Annotated in this window: 12 protein-coding genes; 11 read left to right on the top strand and 1 reads right to left on the bottom strand. The window is 44.5% G+C overall.

Annotated features, from left to right (window positions below; genetic code table 11):
* Positions 1-7: 7 nt before the first annotated feature.
* The 9 genes from ACO067_RS02655 (at position 8) to ACO067_RS02615 (ending at position 14642) form a co-directional block, all read left to right on the top strand.
* Complete coding sequence (locus tag ACO067_RS02655) at positions 8-1765, top strand: RagB/SusD family nutrient uptake outer membrane protein (protein ID WP_421870395.1); 1758 nt, start codon at positions 8-10, stop codon at positions 1763-1765.
* 144 nt (positions 1766-1909) lie between these two features.
* The gene (locus ACO067_RS02650) at positions 1910-3538 is read left to right on the top strand and encodes an arabinan endo-1,5-alpha-L-arabinosidase (protein WP_421870392.1); all 1629 of its coding nucleotides are present in this window, start codon (positions 1910-1912) and stop codon (positions 3536-3538) included.
* A gap of 87 nt (positions 3539-3625) precedes the next feature.
* Positions 3626-5671: an alpha-L-arabinofuranosidase C-terminal domain-containing protein gene (locus ACO067_RS02645; RefSeq protein WP_421870388.1), complete on the top strand. Its 2046-nt coding sequence runs from the start codon at positions 3626-3628 to the stop codon at positions 5669-5671.
* Between the two features lie 85 nt (positions 5672-5756).
* Positions 5757-7283 (top strand): alpha-N-arabinofuranosidase, encoded by a 1527-nt coding sequence (locus tag ACO067_RS02640; RefSeq protein WP_421870385.1) that lies wholly within the window; start codon positions 5757-5759, stop codon positions 7281-7283.
* Positions 7284-7345: 62 nt separating this feature from the next.
* On the top strand, positions 7346-8902 hold the full coding sequence (locus ACO067_RS02635; protein ID WP_421870382.1) for an arabinan endo-1,5-alpha-L-arabinosidase: 1557 nt from the start codon (positions 7346-7348) through the stop codon (positions 8900-8902).
* A gap of 14 nt (positions 8903-8916) precedes the next feature.
* Positions 8917-9918 carry an arabinan endo-1,5-alpha-L-arabinosidase gene (locus tag ACO067_RS02630; RefSeq protein WP_421870379.1) on the top strand — a complete coding sequence of 334 codons (1002 nt, stop codon included), beginning with the start codon at positions 8917-8919 and terminating at the stop codon, positions 9916-9918.
* Positions 9915-10901, top strand: a complete 987-nt coding sequence (locus ACO067_RS02625) for a glycoside hydrolase family 43 protein (RefSeq protein ID WP_421870377.1) — start codon at positions 9915-9917, stop codon at positions 10899-10901. The genes ACO067_RS02630 and ACO067_RS02625 overlap by 4 nt, the downstream gene beginning before the upstream one ends.
* A gap of 392 nt (positions 10902-11293) precedes the next feature.
* Positions 11294-12883 (top strand): family 43 glycosylhydrolase, encoded by a 1590-nt coding sequence (locus tag ACO067_RS02620; protein ID WP_421870375.1) that lies wholly within the window; start codon positions 11294-11296, stop codon positions 12881-12883.
* Positions 12884-12947: 64 nt separating this feature from the next.
* Positions 12948-14642 (top strand): family 43 glycosylhydrolase, encoded by a 1695-nt coding sequence (locus ACO067_RS02615; RefSeq protein WP_421870373.1) that lies wholly within the window; start codon positions 12948-12950, stop codon positions 14640-14642.
* A gap of 74 nt (positions 14643-14716) precedes the next feature.
* Here ACO067_RS02615 and ACO067_RS02610 read toward each other — a convergent pair whose 3' ends face one another.
* Positions 14717-15565 carry a hypothetical protein gene (locus tag ACO067_RS02610; protein ID WP_421870370.1) on the bottom strand — a complete coding sequence of 283 codons (849 nt, stop codon included), beginning with the start codon at positions 15563-15565 and terminating at the stop codon, positions 14717-14719.
* A gap of 145 nt (positions 15566-15710) precedes the next feature.
* On the opposite strand from ACO067_RS02610, the gene ACO067_RS02605 reads away from it, so the two are divergent.
* Positions 15711-16460 (top strand): LytR/AlgR family response regulator transcription factor, encoded by a 750-nt coding sequence (locus ACO067_RS02605; RefSeq protein WP_421870367.1) that lies wholly within the window; start codon positions 15711-15713, stop codon positions 16458-16460.
* An 11-nt stretch (positions 16461-16471) separates the two neighbouring features.
* The gene (locus ACO067_RS02600; RefSeq protein WP_421870363.1) at positions 16472-18424 is read left to right on the top strand and encodes a tetratricopeptide repeat-containing sensor histidine kinase; all 1953 of its coding nucleotides are present in this window, start codon (positions 16472-16474) and stop codon (positions 18422-18424) included.
* Positions 18425-18561 lie beyond the last annotated feature (137 nt).

Below are 18561 nucleotides of genomic sequence, written 5' to 3'. Positions count from 1 at the left end.
TATCAATATGAAAAATTTAAAGATAATTCTTACGATGTTGGTTTTGGTCGTGTGTTCTTCGGCCTGTGAGGATGAGCTCGTAGTTGAGAATCCAAACAACCCAACAACATTTAATTTCGGAAATTCAGAGTCCGATCTGAGAGAAGTAATAATCGCCTGCTACAATCGTATCCGACTTGAGGGTACGTTTGCGAGGGTAGGCTATACCTTGGATGCAGTCCGCGGTGATGAAGTTTGGAACTCTTCTCAGCAGTGGTATTTGGAGTATGATAACTTCAATTCACCCGGTACTATAGGTATTGGAGATGAGTGGCCATGGAGAGATAACTACCACGTGGTTAGCCGTGCCAACTTTGTATTGACAAGCATCGAGGATGTGGAGATGTCAGAAGAGTCTTACAATGAAATAGCCGGGCAGGCACGTTTCCTAAGAGCTCTTGCTTACTACAATCTTGCTACCTATTACCAGGATGTTCCGCTTATTACCAGTTACGAGGATTATTCAGATCTGGAAAAGCTATATGCACCTAACAATTCGCAGGATGAAGTATTTGATCAGATCGAAGAGGATTTCGGTATGGCCATGGAGATGTTGCCTTCCAGAGATGCTGGTGGAGAGTGGGCACAAGGACGTGCTACTAGTGGTGCAGCCGCTGGTTACATGGCTCGTGCGTTAATGTTCCGTCAGAAGTACTCTGAAGCATATCCAATCCTGCAAGACATCATTGCTGGCAACTATGGTAGCTACAGATTGATGGAAGATTATGGTGACAACTTCAGAGAAAGCACCGAAAACAATGCTGAAAGCTTATTCGAGGTTCAGTTTATGAACTTTGGAACTGGAGGTACTGACGAAGAGTGGACACCAGTTAATATCAGTCCGGATGCAACACAAGGGCATGCTGTTGAAAGTAACTATGCTTCTCAGGAACTCGGAAGCTGGGGTGACCTGGCAGGTTCAGCATGGTTATATAACCTGTTCAAAGCAGAAAACTCTACAGACGGACGTTTAGATCCTCGTTTGTACTGGACTTTGGTGACCTACGAACCTGAGTACAATGCTTACACAGACATACCTACTGCGGCTTATCCTAATGGTGATCCTAGAAGCAACATTGTTTATCAGGAAGAAATCACTCAAACTCCCCTTTCAAACAATGCGCAAGGTGGTATTTCTATCGCTAAACATACCAATGCCAGAAATAACCTTTACGCTTCTATTACCAATGGACTGCAGTGTGGAGTGAATCTTCGATTGATGCGCTATAGCGACGTATTGCTTCGTGCAGCAGAATGTGAAAATGAAATCAATGGACCTACTCAGGTTGCTATTGATTACATCAATCAGGTGCGTAGAAGAGTAGCTCTTCCAGATTTGCAATTGGCAGACTTCCCTACAGCGGACCACTTGTTTGAGCAAATTGCTAACGTGGAGCGTCCAAAGGAATTTGGATGTGAAAACGGTCGTGGTAGAGACTTGATCAGATGGGGATTCTTTTACGATGCAGGTCGTCGCCAACAGATGGTGGAGCATGCTTACTATGTGACTGATGGTACGGCTAACACAAGTCCGCTTACTGAAGCTACTGCTAGCAACTCCTCATTCAATACCTACACACCAGGGAATGAGTATTTCCCAATATTTCAGGGAACACTCAATGCCAATCCTAATCTTTCAGGCAATTCAGCCAACAATAACGAAGATAATGGACCGGCATTCTTTGAAAAAGGGTATAAAGTACATCCGGTTGTAGACTTAGATTAGTTTTCATCAACCTAAAAGTTGGACTCCCTATCGTCATGGCATCAAATGGCGATAGGGAAGTCTTTACCACCAGCAGCTGAGTTGAATACCACAGTTAGCTGTGTGACTAGAAAAATGTTCATATCCATAAGGACTATATCCAATATGAAACAAGTGAGACCCAAGTACTTCATCATTCATTTTATCAGCGCCATCGCATTGTTATTGATGGGTTGTGAAGATGATGGCTTAGGCCCCACAGGTATCAAAACCAAGGAACCTGTTGAAGTAGAGATTACAGACTCCACTTACACTATCCCGACATATGCTGATGATTACTCATCAATGGCGGCCTGGAGTAGGAGAGGTGACTGGAACCTTGCAAATGTGCATGACCCGAGTGTGATTTTTGATGGGGAGTACTACTACATGTACACTACCAATGCCTCGTATGGCAATGCTCACGATGGACACGGCCATTTTCATGGACGTAAATCCAAAGACCTGGTGAATTGGACTTATATGGGCGCTTCAATGCCTGATACTCCAGGATGGGTGAAAGACTCGCTTACCAGTATTCGGGCGTCATATGGATTGGATCCAATAGCTAATCCCAGATATGGACATTGGGCTCCTGTAGTTCATAAAGTTGGCAACGTATATCGCATGTATTACTGCATCATTATTGACAACTATATCGGTAATGGTCTACCAAATACAGAAGAGAATTTTGATAACACATGGACTGAACGTGCCTTTATTGGCATGATGGAAACATCAGATCCTTCTCAGAATACCTGGGAGGACAAGGGAATGGTAATATGTTCTGTTTCCGATAGAGGAACAGACTGGTACCGACCATCCAGAAACAATTGGAGTGGCTATTTTCAATACAATGCTATTGACCCCTCATATGTCATCACTCCAGAAGGAGATCACTGGTTGTTTTATGGATCCTGGCATAGTGGAATTGCGGCTCTTCAAATCGACTCAAACACAGGTCTGCCTTTGAACGAATTTGATATCAATGATGAGTCCACCTGGGGTACGCATGTCTACACACGTACCGATGGATCAAGGTGGCAAGCATCCGAAGGACCGGAAGTTATCTACAATGCTGAAACTGGTTATTACTACATGTTCATGGCTTATGATGAGCTCTCTGTGGCTTATAATACCAGAGTCTGTAGATCCAGAAATGTTACCGGACCATACCACTCTTATGATGGTTCCAATATCACAGATGGAGGTGATATTTATCCAATTATCACGCATCCATATGCTTTCAATAATCACTCCGGATGGGTTGGGTTTTCACACAATGCCACGTTCCAGAACGAAGAGACAGGAGACTGGTATTACTCCTCACAGGCTAGACTTCCTGCAAACACAGGAGGAAATGCCTACAGCAATGCCATCATGATGGGCCATGTAAGAAAGATCAGATGGACGGAGGATGGCTGGCCCGTGGTGATGCCAGAAAGATACACCGGCGTGCCCGAGCAAGAGATAAGCGAGGAGGAGTTGGTGGGAGACTGGGAGTCGATCACACTAAACTACCAGTATCGTGATCAACAACAGTCAGTTGACTTAAAACTGACGGCTGACCATCAGGCAACAGGAGCTGTAAGTGGCGACTGGTCTTTTGATCCAGTGAATGATGTGCTCACTGTTGGAGATCTGAAATTGCATGTGGAGCGGGAAGTGGACTGGGAAGCAACTCCCAGAAAGCTGACCATCGTTTTTTCAGGATTGAACTCAGCCGGAATTTCGGTTTGGGGTAAACGAATATGATTCATAAGCAGCTACTTGTCGCTAGTTACCCCATTTGGGGATTATAGCTGAAAGTAGGTGTTTGGATTTTGATAAAAGAATAAAAAAATGAATAAACTGTATAAATCGCTTGGTGCTTTGTTCGCTACAGCCCTGATACTGACCATAGGTATCTCGTGCAGTGAAAACAGAGCTGCTGAAGCAAAGAAAGGAACTGAGGAAACACCAGGCACATCCAATATCGATGTGGACGTGTCGGAGGTGATTGCCGAGATACAGCCTACCATGTATGGTATCTTTTTCGAGGATATCAATTTCGCAATTGATGGAGGGCTTTACGCAGAGCTAGTCAAAAACAGATCGTTTGAGTTTGATAAGCCGCTACGTGGATGGACCGTACTGAAGGATCAGGGTCTTGGTGTAAGGACTTTGCCTATGAACACAGGTAACCCAAGAAACCCTCGATACCTGAGAATCCAAATTGATGAAACTGGTTCTGGAGCAGGACTTAAAAATGAAGGCTTCAGAGGTATGGGGATCAAGGAAAACATACCGCACGACTTCAGTATCCAGGTGCGGGGAGTTGAAGGAAATGTGTCGGCCATACGGATCGAATTGACAGACTCACAAGACAATGTCATCGCTGAAGGTCGTGTCAACGGAATAACGAATGACTGGCAAACACTGGAAACATCATTTACGCCTTCCAAAACAGAATCCAATGCTACAATGAATATCTGGTTTGAGGGAGAAGGAGTGGTTGATATCGACATGGTTTCTCTTTTCCCAACAGACACCTGGAAAGGACGTAAAAAAGGACTCAGAGCGGATCTGGTTCAACTTCTGGCAGATATGGAACCAGGTTTCCTACGATTCCCTGGTGGATGTATTGTGGAAGGTTTTGACCTGTCACAGCGCTATCAGTGGAAAAACACTGTGGGAGACATAGATGAGCGAGTGGTGACCATCAACCGATGGAATTTCGAGTTTGACCACAGACCAGCACCGGATTACTACCAGAGCTTTGGAGTAGGATTTTATGAATACTTCTTGCTTGCAGAAGATCTTAAGGCAGAGCCAATGCCGATCATCAACTGTGGTATGGCTTGTCAGTTTAACACCGGTGAGCTGGTACCATTGGATGAGCTTCAGCCCTACATTCAGGACGCACTTGATTTAATAGAATTTGCCAATGGATCAGTAGATACCAAGTGGGGCAAATTACGAGCCGACATGGGACATCCTGAGCCGTTTAACATGAAGATGATCGGCGTGGGTAATGAGCAGTGGGGACCACAGTACATCGAAAGATATGTGCCGATGGTTCAGGCAATCAAGCAAAAATATCCTGAGATGCAAATAATTGCTGCTACAGGATCTGATGGTTCCATCTTCCCGAATGGTGAAGAAGAGATCGATTATCTCTGGGAACAATGGCGTAAACTCCAGCCAGAAATTGTAGATGAGCACTTCTATCGCAACCCGGATTGGTTTAGAGAGAGCGCAGACTGGTACGATGATTACGACCGCAATGGTCCAAAACTGTTTGTGGGTGAATATGCCTCACAAAGTGTAGGAGTTGCAAGCCCTGAAAATAAAAACAACTGGGAGACAGCTATGTCAGAGGCAGCCTTCATTACCGGGTTAGAGCGCAATGCAGAAGTCGTAACCATGACTTCCTATGCTCCTTTGTTTGCCCATGCAGAAGGATGGCAGTGGACTCCAGACCTGATCTGGTTCAATAACCTGGAGGCTTATGCTACACCAAATTATCATGTGCAGAAGCTATTCTCGACCAATAGAGGAACACACCTGATCAATATCAAAGAAGACGGTAAAGACCTTTCAGGTCAGAACGGTTTGTATGCCACAGCATCAAAGGACGAAGAATCTGGCGATTTGATTATCAAGTTTGTGAACACAACGGGTCAGGATAAGCAATTGAATTTTACAGTGAATGGCGTGGATGCTTTGCCTGATACTGGAAAGCTTCTGGTATTAAAAGGGGATTTATCCAGCGAGAATTCGTTCGATGGAGCAAATGTCAAACCAGAAGAACGATCAGTGAAAGTGGGTGGTACCACCTTCAGTATTCCGTCTGCCTCTTACTCAATGTCGGTACTTAGGGTGCAAATGAGCGACCTGGGTTCTTAACCAAGTATATTACTTCTTCATACATAGTTCGGCTATGCCCATCTAGATGGGCATAGCTTTTTACACAATCATTAAGATTATTTCCATGAAAAAAATACTTCTCACACTCTGCGTATTCGGAGCCATATTATCCACTCAGGCACAGACTACCGTGGCTATAAACAGCTCAGGAGAGCACGTAATCAACCCTAATATTTATGGTCATTTTGCAGAGCATCTGGGTCGATGCATCTACGGGGGATTTTATGTAGGTGAAGACAATCAAGTTATTCCTAATGTAGCTGGAGTCCGCACAGATGTGATCGAGGCTTTGAAAGACCTAAAAGTGCCTGTGTTGAGGTGGCCGGGAGGTTGTTTTGCGGATACCTACCACTGGATGGATGGTATTGGACCTAAGGATCAGCGACCATCTATCGTTAACCAATGGTGGGGGGGCTACATCGAAGACAATAGCTACGGAACGCATGATTTTCTAAACATGTGTGAGGCGATTGGTGCGGAACCTTACCTCGCTGGTAATGTGGGAAGCGGATTAGTGAAGGAATTGGCCGATTGGGTGCAATATGTGAACCACCCAGGAGGTAGCCCAATGTCTGATTTAAGAATAGAAAACGGTCGCAAAGATCCTTGGAATGTAAAATACTGGGGTGTTGGAAATGAAATGTGGGGCTGCGGAGGTAACATGAAACCTGAGTTTTATGCCAACCTTTACCGTCAATACGCCACATTCATGACCGATTGGAGCAACAGTAGCAGACTATTCAGAATTGCATCTGGTGCTAATGAATGGGACTTTAACTGGACAGAGGTATTGATGCGAGACATTCCAAACCACATGATCGAAGGAGTGGCTTTGCATAATTATGCAGTGATCGAATGGAGTGATAAAGGATCAGATACCGAATTCACTACTGATCAGTATTTTCAGACCATGGTGGATGCCATCGATATGGAAGAATTGGTTACCCGACACAGCGCAATCATGGACAAGTATGACCCTGAAAAAAAGATTGCACTTGTAGTGGACGAATGGGGTGGGTGGTACGATACTCCAAAAGGGCAGAGTGCACTTTATCAGCAAAATACCATGCGTGATGCAATGATTGCTGGCATAACCCTAAACATCTTCCATAACCATGCAGACCGGGTAAGAATGGCCAATTTGGCACAAACAGTCAATGTGCTGCAAGCTGTTATTCTAACAGATGAGGAGAAAATGCTCTTAACACCAACGTATCATGTGATGAAAATGTACAATGTCCACCAGAGTGCTACGATGCTCCCAGTTGAGATTTCAGACATGTTGTATTTCGAAAATGGCGAAGATAAGCTTCCTGCTATTTCAGCCTCTGCCTCACAAACGGAATCCGGAGAAGCTAACATTTCATTGGTCAATATTCATCCTGAGAAGAGTCATGAGGTCACATTGGAATTGGGTTTGAATGGAAAAATAACCGGTCAGATTTTATCTTCTGGTAAACTGCAGGATTACAATTCTTTCGATAATCCGACTAAGATCACTCCAAAGGAGTTTAAAGAATTTAAGAAAAAGGGAAACAAAGTTACCGTCAAGCTGCCAGCTTACTCAGTGGTAGTGTTGAACGTAAAATAAGTGCGAGTTTGTAGTCAGTAGTTTTTGAGCAACTACATAAACAAAATATGAAAACCAGTTATATGAAAAGAATTACCCTTAGATTTTTGGTAATCGTATGTATGGTGTCACAAGGGATCTGGGTGTCCTCCTGCGAGGATGATTCAGGTCCTACTGGGATCAAGGTAAAGGACCCGACTACAGACACTCTGGATTCCAATTTGGGTGACGGCCCCATAGATTTCTCTCAGCTGACAGATACCTATGGTCAATTAGCTCCTGTGGCGAATATTTACGATTGGGCACACTACAATGTGCATGACCCATCCATATTCGATAATGGTGATTTCTTCTACTGTTATACCACAGATGTAGCCTATGGAGCACAGGTGCGCCCTGGTCATAACATCCGTAGGAGCAAAAACCTGGTAGAGTGGGAGTTTGTAGGCTGGGTAGTGGGCGGTAATAACCTGCCCGTGGGTGAAATTTCCGATAGAGCTTACCCACCCTTAGGACTAGAGCACATCCGCTCCAACGGTGGTGAACCGTTTGACAATCTGTGGGCTCCATATGCCATGAAGTATCAGGACGAATACAGAGTATATTATTCGATATCATCGGCCACACCGCGTTTGAGTGCCATGGGTCTGATGGTTTCTGATAAGCCGTATGGTCCTTTCGAAGAACGCGGCTTAGTAGTCACTTCTTTGAATAATTCCACCCGACAAACCAATGCCATTGATCCGACTGTGACAGTTGCTGATGACGGCTCGCATTGGTTCTATTATGGCTCAGCGTGGGATGGTATTTACAAAATTGAGTTGGAGCCTTCCACCGGTCTGCCAAAGGAACCGGGTGATATTGGTACACGTGTTGCACAGCGTGCATTTACTGGCAACAGCATCAATGGAAATATTGAGGGTCCGGAGATTATCTACAACGAGGAGTTTGATAAGTACTACATGTTCATTGCCTATGACTGGTTAGAATCCAAATACAATGTACGAGTCGGTAGATCAGATAATCCTGATGGTCCTTTTTTTGACTACCTGGGCAGAAACATGAACGAGGAGGTAGATGACTTGCCGATGATTTTGGCTCCATATCGTTTTCAGGGTCACTCAGGTTGGCAGGGCGTTTCGCACCCGTCGGTCTTTATCGATAAGGAGTCCAAGGACTTTTACCTCGCACATCAGGGTAGACCTGGGGCAGATCGGTTCTTTATGGTGCTCCATGTTCGTCAGATTCACTGGACCGAAGATGGCTGGCCGATGGTGAGTCCTGAGCGATATGCTGCAGAAGAGGAGACCGCTGTGGCAGAAAGCGAGATAGCTGGAAACTGGGAGCAAATCATACTGGGGTATCAAGTAGTCCCTGGATACGCTGATGAACAAACATCACCTGATTTTCAGATTGCTCAGAATTTGACCATTAATGCTGACGGAACACTGTCTGGAGCATCTACAGGTACGTGGACCTATTCTGCACCGTGGTTGACTTTTGATCTGGAAGGTGAAAGTGCACCATTCAAACTGAAAGTGGAACGAGGAAGAGACTGGGAAAAATCAGTCGACGAAACAATCCTCTACACAGGACTCAATGCAGAAGGCACCGCTTTTTGGGGTAAGAAGGTAGATTAACTTAAGCTAAAACAATGAAAAAACTATTTTTTGCATGTATGCTGTTAGTGGCGGTCATGGCAGTCGGTCAGGAAACTGACATCAGTGTTCATGATCCTGTTATGATCAAAACTGGAGATACTTATTACTTATTCTGTACAGGGTGGGGTATATCCGTGTGGTCATCAAAGGACATGACTTCATGGACCAAAGAGGAGTCTGTTTTTAAGAGACCTCCATCCTGGACCAATGATGTAGTGGCTGGATTTAGAGGTCACGTGTGGGCACCTGATATATCCTATTACGACGGTCAGTACTATTTGTATTACAGCGTATCGGCTTTTGCTAAGAACACTTCAGCTATTGGGTTGGTCACTAATAAAACGCTGGATCCATCAAGTCCCGACTTCAAATGGGTAGATCATGGTCCAGTAGTACGATCCATTCCTTTCAGAGATTACTGGAATGCCATAGATCCCAATCTGATTGTTGATGAGGAGGGATATCCTTGGTTGAATTTTGGCTCATTCTGGGGTGGAATCAAAATGGTCAAACTGGTACCCAACAGGGATAAGATTGCTGAACCTCAAGAATGGCTGACCCTGGCTTCAAGAGCAAGAACAGATTCACTTTTAGACGATAATCCGGGTGATGGCGCAATCGAGGCACCTTTTATTTTCAAAAAAGATACCATGTATTACCTGTTTGTTTCCTGGGATTATTGCTGCCGGGGAGAAAATAGCACTTACAAGGTAGTGGTCGGGAGATCTGAAAATGTAGAAGGCCCTTATCTGGACAAAGATGGAAAGCGAATGGATCAGGGAGGAGGATCCCTGGTGATAGAGGGCGATAAGAACTGGGCCGGTATCGGACACAATAGTGCCTATACTTTTGATGGCAAGGACTACCTGGTGGTCCATGCTTATGATTTGAGTGATGAAGGTCATTCCAAACTCAAGATCCTCCATATGAAATGGGATGAAGAGGGATGGCCAGTAGTGAATAAGGAAGAGATCAACCAGACAAAAGCGAAATGAAGAACCTCTTTTTGATTTTACTTCTGGGCGGACTGTTTAGCTGTCAGAATGCTGGCCAGCATTCTGAGGCTACTACGGCAAAAACCGAAGTGACCTATGCTGGCAATCCAATCATACAGGACATGTACACGGCCGATCCGGCAGCTTGGGTGCATAACGATACGCTGTTCGTGTTTACCGGACATGATGAGCAGGAAGAAGGTGCAGAAGGATTCGTGATGAATGATTGGATGGTTTATTCTACCACGGATATGGTCAACTGGACCAACCATGGACCTAGATTATCGGTAGATGTGTTTGACTGGGCCAAGGCAGATGCCTGGGCAGCGCATTTGGTAGAAAAAGATGGAAAATTTTATTGGTTTGTAACCGTAGAGCATGCCTCCATTCCTGGCAAGGCCATAGGAGTAGCTGTGTCTGATAATATCCTGGGTCCATATGAAGATGCTATAGGTAGTGCACTCATTACCAATGACATGACTACCCAAACGGATATCTTCTGGGATGATATAGATCCTGCTGTATTCATTGATGCTGATGGAACTGCCCATTTGTACTGGGGCAATACCGTGCTGAAGTATGCTCCATTAAAGGAGAATATGACCGAACTAGATGGTCCGATAGAGGTGATTGATGTTCCTTCCTTCACTGAAGGTCCATATGTTTTTAAGCGGAACGACCAGTATTTCCTGACCTTTTCAGCCCAGTTTCCTGAGGTGATTGACTATGCCATGGCTGATAGTCCTGCCGGACCATGGGTGTACAAGGGCCGACTCTTTGATGAAGTACCCAACTCACCTACTAATCATCAGGCAGTGGTGGAGTATAAGGGTGATTGGTACTTTGTATATCACAACGCCGCACTGAAGGGTGGTGGAGAGTTTAGAAGATCTGTTTGTGTGGATTATGCCTACTTCGACGATGATGGATCAATGAAAGAAATCGTCCCAACTGAAAAGGGAGTAATGGAGATTGATAAGTGACAATAAGAGCTTCTAGGAGGGGCTTAAGTTCCACGGCTTCAAAAGGTATTAATCCATAATAGAATGGTTGATCTGCATGCCGATAAGGTATCTGCAATAAGCCAAAAAATATTAAATGTTAATAGTACACTTAAATGAAATTTTAATTATATTAGAGAATAGATTCAAAAGTTGTAAATCGCTCACATTATCCGACATTGAAACTACGATTTTCCTAATTTTAAACATTAAGGTTCAATCTATTCGGATGTGAGTAAAACAGTCAATTTTAGAGGTATTAAATCATTCCACCGTATATGTTATACTCAAAACAATTCTAATTTATGTTACACTTTTCCAAAGCTAGAGCCTTAGTTTTTGGAAACCGAAAGCAACCCCCAACCCCCAATTTGATGAAATGGTCAGTAGCAATACTACTGGCAATGATGTCCCATCTCGCCATGGCGCAATACCCTCCAAGCCATGACCCATCCACCATGATTCGAAATACCGATGGGAGATATTGGATTTTTACCACTGGAGATGGCGTATGGGCCATGTCTTCCAGTAACCGTGACTTTACTAACTGGCGCCCTGAGCCAACACCATTTGCACCGGGAACTTACCCTTCATGGATAGACAATTATGTGGATGGCTTCAATGGATTTTTCTGGGCTCCAGATGTGATCAAAATTGGGAATACCTACTTTTTGTATTATTCCTGTGCAGGCAATGGGGCTCCAGCGGCCATAGGTGTGGCCACTGCTACGAACCTGGCCGGACCATGGACGGATCGCGGTAGAGTGGTATCAGGAAACAACGCCATTGATCCGGCATTACTATATGACAATGGTCGATTGTGGATGTCCTGGGGCAATTGGCAGTCTGGCATTGATATCATTGAGTTAAGCACCTCTTCAGGTAAACCCATCTCAGGTACCACTCATCTGGTTTCTGGAAATGTAGAAGGCCCAGGGCTTTATAAGTCTGGAGGATACTATTACCTCTTTTACCAACGAGGACTGTGCTGCAATGGAGTCAATTCATCCTATTACATGGTAGTGGCCAGATCAACGAATATTACTGGGCCTTACACTGGGGAGCGCGTCTTTTTGCCCAATCAAAGTGGTAACATCATCGGTCCAGGACATTTTGGGTATGGTGAAGGCCGACTGACCTACCATTTCTATGATGGCAATGACAATGGCAATGCCAAACTCATGGTTCGCTCTGACTTTGGGGTGGCTAACGGCTGGCCATATGTGGGCAGTCCACCGAGTAGTGGTGGTCCGGTAACCTCTGGAGGCACTTATCGCATCACGCCGCGTCACAGTGGCAAAGCCATAGATGTGGTCAACTGTGGATCATCTAATGGTACCAATGTAAATCAGTGGAGCTGGCTTAACAACAACTGTCAAAAGTGGATATTCACCGACGTTGGAGGTGGATACTATCGCATATCTCCCGCTAACGCGCCAAACATGGCACTGGATCTGGACGGCTGCAGTGGGAGTAACTCGGCTAACATTCAGCTGTGGACCTGGCTCAACAATGACTGCCAAAAGTGGCAATTGGTTGACCGAGGAGGAGGGTACTATTCCATCCGTTCACGTGCAAGCAATAAGTGCATGGATATCAGTGGAGTGTCCACAGCAGATGGCGCCAATGTGATGCAGTACACCTGCTATTCATCCAGCTACAATCAGCAGTTTAGCTTTCAGTCAACTTCTGCCAGCAGAGTAGCTGAGGTGAGCGACGAAGTGGAGCACGAGTCTGGGGTCTATCCCAATCCAGTAGAAGACATGCTTCATATCAGGTTGGGCCAGCAGCTGGAAGGCAATACCCATGTTAAACTATTTGACAGCACTGGTAAGCTGATGAAAGAAGTCCAGTTCAGTGGAGAAGTTTACCAGCTGAATACGCAGGATTTACCAAAGGGCATATACCTGCTCAACTATCAGAATGCTGCTGGAACTTTCACCGAGAAAATTAGAAAGCAATAAACCAAAGAAAACATCAGCCAATCAATGAACGACTAAAAAAATAAGTTCGTACTAAACCTAATCAATGATGAAATTACAACCGAAGACAAGAACCTTAGTTTTTGGAAGCCTTACCAAACCCCCAACCCCCAAATTGATTCAATGGTCAGTGGTGCTACTGCTGACAATGTTTGCTCACATTAGCATGGCACAATACCCTCCAAGTCATGACCCAACGAAAGTAGTTCGGAATACTGATGGCAGGTACTGGATCTTTACCACTGGTAATGGCATCTGGGCCATGTCTTCTAGCAATTCTAGCTTTAGCAACTGGCGAGCAGAGTCTACACCATTTACACCTGGTACGTGGCCTTCATGGATTAACAATTATGTGCCAGGATTTCAAGGTGATTTTTGGGCGCCGGGTGTGATCCAGATGAATGGCTACTATTACCTGTATTATTCATGCTCCACATTCGGATCTTCAAGGTCGGCTATTGGGGTAACCAGAGCCAGTAACCTCAATGGTCCCTGGACAGATCTCGGAGTGGTAGTTTCCTCTAACGGAAGCAGTAACGCCATTAATGCCATTGATCCTGCATTGTTTCAAGACAGCAATGGATCCGTTTGGATGTCTTACGGATCCTGGTTCGGAGGTATCGGAGTGGTGCAGATCAATCCATCTACAGGTAAAACGACAGGGGGAGTTACACAGGTAGCTGGTGGTAACCACCAGGATAGAGAAGCACCATTTATCATGAAAAATGGTAGCTACTATTACCTTTTTACCAACCGTGGATCTTGCTGCAATGGGTTGAGCAGTTCGTACTACATTGTGGTGGCCCGATCTACTAGTGTGACAGGTCCATATACTGGCGAGCGAACCTTCATCAGTAATCAAAATGGAAATGTAGTAGGACCAGGCCATTTCGGCTATGGAGAAGGCCGGTTGACTTACCACTTCTACGATGGCAATGATAATGGCAATGCCAAGCTGAGAAACAGGTCTGACTTTGGGTTTGCCAATGGTTGGCCTTATGTAGGCAGTCCTCCAAGTAGCGGTGGACCGGTAACGTCTGGTGGTACTTATCGCATCACTCCACGTCACAGTGGCAAGGCCATCGATGTGGTCAACTGCGGATCATCCAATGGCACTAATGTAAACCAATGGAGCTGGCTCAACAACAACTGTCAGAAGTGGATTTTCACTGATGTCGGTGGCGGATACTATCGCATTTCCCCATCCAACGCACCGAATATGGCCTTGGATCTAGACGGCTGTAGTGGGAGTAACTCAGCCAATATTCAGCTGTGGACCTGGCTGAATAATGACTGCCAAAAATGGCAACTCGTAGATCGTGGTGGAGGATACTACTCCATTAGATCACGTGCTAGTAACAAATGCATGGACATTAGTGGCGTATCGACAGCTGATGGCGCTAACGTGATGCAGTACACCTGTTATTCGTCTAGCTACAATCAGCAGTTCCGTTTTGAGTCGGCATCCTCTAACAGAGTAGCTGAGGTGAGTGAAGTAATTGATGATCAGTTGGGAGTTTATCCAAACCCTGTTGAAGATGAGTTAAAAATCCATGTGGGTTCTCATCTGGAAGGGACCACTCAGGTGAGATTATATGATAGCTCTGGTAGGCTGGTTAAAGAAGACGAGTTCCAGGGAGCACTGTATAAAATGAATGTATCCGCTCTTCCGAAAGGTCTGTACTTACTAAACTATGAGAATGCAAAAGGAACCTACAGCCAGAAGATTAGTAAAAAATAATTCAAGATAAACTAAGGCAGATTCACCCGTTAGGTGAGTCGATCTGAAAGTGGCTCTGGGGGGAGCCACTTTTTTTATATGCTACCGATTAGCGCTTCTGTTGGCATCACCTGGTTGATCACCTGTAGTTGTTTGTAAGTGTTCATTACTTTTTGAATAGACTGATCATCTACGGTCAACTCGGTGGACCATCGGGTGTTTGTGACAATTGCTCTTGCATCTTCCATGTCCAGGTGATAGTTGGAGGAGATGATCAGAGGGAGTTCTTTCAGTGATTGGTATTTTTCAGATTGGATGTTAATGACCTGGCAGATTTGCTTCAGCTCTTTGGAATAGGCAGAAACCGTTCGAGAGTTGGCGGCCAAAACAAAACACGGCCATGGCGTCTCTACCACGTCCCGACAGTTCATATGACCAGCATCAACGTATGGCTTAGTGGTATATTTTTCCCAAAGAAAGAGGTCCACTTCTTGCCTGTTAAACGCTTCTATGGCTCCATCTAGATTATTGATCACTACGAACTCCAGACTTTCTTTGAGCCATCCATACTTTTCTGCCATGAGATAAGCCATCATATGCGAACCTGAGCCATACCGACTAATCGCAATTCTCCGGCTTGACAAAGTCTCAAGTGAATGGACGTTAGGTGAGGTGTGAACGCCCCATTGAAGCGGCGAAGACACAAAATCCTTGATGATTTTGCATCGCTGACCATCGAGTATAGACTTGGTAGCCCCTTCTAGTAGAATCATAGCCAGATCCAACTCACCTTCATGCAGCATCTTAGTCAGTGCGCCGGTGCCTTCCGTTACATCCTGCCATTGCAGGTTTATGTCTCTGTGTTTGAGCTCTGTATCAGCTATTGCAGCTTTGATTGGTAAGTTGAAATACTCTGGCACACCACCGATTCGAAATACCCTCATTGGACCTTGATTTAAAAAGAACGTGTAAAGTTTAAGAAGAAAGAGCTAAAATTTGATAGATTCAACGAAGTTCTAAGGATAATGATTTGTACTTGATCATTTTTTTAGCTGGTAACGTACTTTTGATTTATCTTCAATTTGATTTATGAGTAACGTTCGAATTCTTCTGGCCGAAGATAACCCCTTGCATGCTTCTAAGTTGGAGATGCTAATCGATATGCTCGATTACCAGCTGGTAGGTGTTGGAAGCACTGAGGAGGAAATCAAGGAACTGTACCAAAAACATAGCCCAGATCTGGTTGTATTGGATATTTCGCTGGCTGGTCAGGGAGATGGAATAAGATTAGCTCGTGAACTTCAGGGGGTTCGACCAACTCCGATCATCTTTCTGACCTCACATGAAGATAAGCAAACGCTACACCGAGCACTGAACTCTAATCCGCATGCTTACCTAATAAAACCTGTAGAAAAACCTTCGTTACAAGCAGCAATTGAACTTGCGCTGTTTAAGAGTAACCAATCCTCAGAAGGACAGGTACCTCAACCTGCTTCTGATCATGAGGAGCAGATACTCAACGATAGTTTTCTGATCAAGGCAGGAAGTAAATTGACCAAAGTTCCTCTGGAGGATATCTTGTGGATTCAGGTGAGTCAGGACCGGTACTGTGATATAGTCACAGAGAAGCGTAATTACCCAATCCGCACGTCCATGAACCTTTTGGAATCGAAACTCGACACCTCCGTTTTTGTACGGATACACCGATCTCATATAGTGAATATTCATCGAATACATGAGATTGATGAATTTGAAATGACCGTGGAAATGGGTGGAAAATCATTACCTCTTGGCGGTTCATATAAAGCCAATTTGTTAGATCGATTTAAGTTATTGTAACAAACAAAAAAATGAGAAAAATAGCTGGTCTTTTTATTACTGTTTGCCTGGTATTCCTTTCTGTTAAGACAAATGGGCAGGGCAGGTCCTTAGTGGATAGTCTGAAGTATATGCTCAAAGACCCACCCAATGATTCCGTGGAAACACGTTGGGTTAATTCACTTTTCGGACTCTATATATCTTCTAACATAGACTCTGCTTTATACTACGGAGATCGCGCAAAAGAGCTAGCGCAAAAAACCGGGGATTCGGTATTGATAGCTAGTAACATCCTCAATTTTGGTGGGTACTATTGGTATCAGTCTGATTTTACTAAAGCAATGGAATGCTACGTGCAGGCAGCCGAGATATTCGACAAACTGGGAAGTGAAACTGACAAGGCTGATGCTCAGATGAACATCGCATTCATTTACCTCACGCTTGGGGAGACAGCCAAGTCCAAACCATTTTTCTACAAGGTACTAGATATCTATGAGCGAAATAAATACTGGAATGGTCTGTCTAACGCCTACCAGTACTTAGGTGCCATTTTCATGGAGGAGCCAAATTATGATTCAGCTATTTATTGCTTTAAAAATTGTGTGGAGTACGCTATCACATCAAAAATGATCACCAATGAGGCCTGGGGCTACAGTGGTTTGGGCGAAGCTTATATGAAGTTGGGCGATATGGAAGAATCCAAAAAGTACCAGATCAAATCGCTGGAATTAGAAGAACAGTTGGGTAACAAGGCCGGAATGCTCAAATCATACATATCCTTGGGATCCCTGGAGCATGAAATGGGCAACACCACCGCAGCAGAAAGATACTTTGTGAAGGCAGAATCAATGCCAGAACTACAGACCGATTGGATCAGTCAGCGAAATCTCTATCAGGAAATGATGAAGCTTTATGAAGCTATGGGACAGACCAGTAAAGCGTTTAGTAGCTATAGGAAGCATGTTGCCGCTCGTGATTCCATAAGAAACTCGGAAGATCTGGCCACCATAAACGAACTGAACGAGAAGTATGAGTCTGAGAAAAAAGCCAATGAAATACTGTCCTTGCAGAAAGATAGGGAGCTTGATCAGCTCACTTTGGATAAAGAGCGATCACAAAAGACATTTTTTCTTATTGCTTCTGCATTGTTTTTGGTGCTGAGCTCAGGTTTGGTTTTTGGTTATGTGCAACTAAGAAAATCCAAAGGGCAGGTGGAAAAGCGAAATGCTATGATCACCAAAATCAACAAAGCATTAAATAAGACTCAGAATGATTTAATAGACTCCAATAAGACCAAAGACAAGTTCTTTGCGCTCATTGCTCATGACCTGAGAGGCCCTGTAACCTCACTCCAGGGTATCGGACGGATGCTGGCATACTATTCCAGTAAAGGAAATGAAAGTCGGATCCATGAGCTGATAGCACAGGTAGATGCGTCGGCCACATCGGTCAACCATTTGCTGGACAACCTACTCAAATGGGCGCTTTCACAAACTGATGGCCTCAATTACCAACCGACCGATGTAGAACTACCTGATCTGCTCGAGGAAGTCTCGGTTATTTTTAGCGAGGCATTGAATGCTAAAGAGATCGAATTTCGACTGGAGCAGGAAGATCGATATGCTGTCAAAGCGGACTACAATATGATTAGCACTGTGTTAAGAAACCTGCTGAGCAATGCTATCAAGTTCACTCCGGTAGGAGGAGAAGTCTCCATCATTGTCTCAGACTCTCAGGAAAGTGTACAGATAGCAGTGAAGGATTCAGGAAGTGGCATTCCTGCAGATACTCTCAATCAGTTAGTTAAAAATCAGGTACTGAAGAGTACGGAAGGCACTCAAAACGAAAAGGGAACCGGGCTGGGTCTTTTATTGTGTCAGGAGTTTGTTCGTAAGCATGGAGGTGAATTGGCTATTGAGACCGCAGATACTGGAACGACCATTTCCTTCCAACTGAGTAAAGTTAATAAAACCGTGGAGGCTTGAATTATTTAATGTAGACTTTCCTATGGTTCATGAATAAAGATGAGAGGTTCATGAAGGTTGCATCTTTCTGAAGAGTATTCATAAACATCTTTAGAGTCAATTAGGCCCATTTGGGTCAACTGAACTTTTAAAGAACT

It is taken from the genome of Marinoscillum sp. (assembly GCF_965229915.1).
In the GTDB taxonomy this organism is placed as follows: Bacteria; Bacteroidota; Bacteroidia; order Cytophagales; family Cyclobacteriaceae; genus Marinoscillum.
The sequence above is the reverse complement of the archived record's forward strand: the minus strand, read 5'-3'. Positions and strand labels throughout refer to the sequence as shown.

Bases quoted from the DNA above. Each gene is read 5' to 3' on its own strand.
- ACO067_RS02600 (WP_421870363.1), top strand. From the start codon at position 16,472: ATGAGAAAAATAGCTGGTCTTTTTATTACTGTTTGCCTGGTATTCCTT.
- ACO067_RS02645 (WP_421870388.1), top strand. From the start codon at position 3,626: ATGAATAAACTGTATAAATCGCTTGGTGCTTTGTTCGCTACAGCCCTG.
- ACO067_RS02610 (WP_421870370.1), bottom strand. From the start codon at position 15,565: ATGAGGGTATTTCGAATCGGTGGTGTGCCAGAGTATTTCAACTTACCA.
- ACO067_RS02655 (WP_421870395.1), top strand. From the start codon at position 8: ATGAAAAATTTAAAGATAATTCTTACGATGTTGGTTTTGGTCGTGTGT.
- ACO067_RS02620 (WP_421870375.1), top strand. From the start codon at position 11,294: ATGAAATGGTCAGTAGCAATACTACTGGCAATGATGTCCCATCTCGCC.
- ACO067_RS02605 (WP_421870367.1), top strand. From the start codon at position 15,711: ATGAGTAACGTTCGAATTCTTCTGGCCGAAGATAACCCCTTGCATGCT.
- ACO067_RS02615 (WP_421870373.1), top strand. From the start codon at position 12,948: ATGATGAAATTACAACCGAAGACAAGAACCTTAGTTTTTGGAAGCCTT.
- ACO067_RS02625 (WP_421870377.1), top strand. From the start codon at position 9,915: ATGAAGAACCTCTTTTTGATTTTACTTCTGGGCGGACTGTTTAGCTGT.
- ACO067_RS02640 (WP_421870385.1), top strand. From the start codon at position 5,757: ATGAAAAAAATACTTCTCACACTCTGCGTATTCGGAGCCATATTATCC.
- ACO067_RS02630 (WP_421870379.1), top strand. From the start codon at position 8,917: ATGAAAAAACTATTTTTTGCATGTATGCTGTTAGTGGCGGTCATGGCA.
- ACO067_RS02635 (WP_421870382.1), top strand. From the start codon at position 7,346: ATGAAAAGAATTACCCTTAGATTTTTGGTAATCGTATGTATGGTGTCA.
- ACO067_RS02650 (WP_421870392.1), top strand. From the start codon at position 1,910: ATGAAACAAGTGAGACCCAAGTACTTCATCATTCATTTTATCAGCGCC.